The 488-nt window shown below is 59.4% G+C and carries 1 protein-coding gene; it reads right to left on the reverse strand.

Going from position 1 to position 488, the window contains the following annotated elements; genetic code table 11:
• Window positions 1-301 (reverse strand): NAD(P)H-dependent oxidoreductase subunit E (locus QC385_RS43855; protein ID WP_279546998.1); only part of this gene is annotated, 301 nt, incomplete at its 3' end.
• Between the last annotated feature and the right edge of the window lie 187 nt (window positions 302-488).

Raw genomic sequence — 488 nt, forward strand, 5'->3', positions numbered from 1 at the left:
TCACCACATCGAAATGCGCATAGAAGGTCGCGGTCTCGAACACCTCGGCGAAAGCGAGCTTCATCTCGTCGGCGAGCGCGGCGAGATGCGCGGCCGAGATCTGGTGATACTTGTCCTGGATCAGGTGCAGATATTCAATCAGCAGGTCGCGGCGCCGCGCTCTGTCGCCGAGCAGCTGCTCGATCTCGTGCGCTGCGGTCGGGGCGACCTGCCGCCCCCTGGGCGTGGCGGTGGCGCGCCGGCGCCCTTCGCCCGGATGTTCGAATTCCCTGACCTTGTGAACGTCGTCGTTGCTGCTCATGGAAACGTCGCGTTCTCCTCAAAACCGATGCAGTCCAGCTGAACCACCCTCATCTTACGGGGCGTACTTCCAAGCCCGATCATCGGGAACAGCATTGCCTTCGTCCCTCAGATCAACTCTCGATCGACGCGACTCTAGTCTCTGGTATGCCAGATGCAAGAAAATTTAGAATGTCTCTATCGTGATT

It is taken from the genome of Streptomyces sp. DH10 (assembly GCF_029813805.1).
GTDB classification, from domain to species: domain Bacteria; phylum Actinomycetota; class Actinomycetes; order Streptomycetales; family Streptomycetaceae; genus Streptomyces; species Streptomyces coeruleofuscus.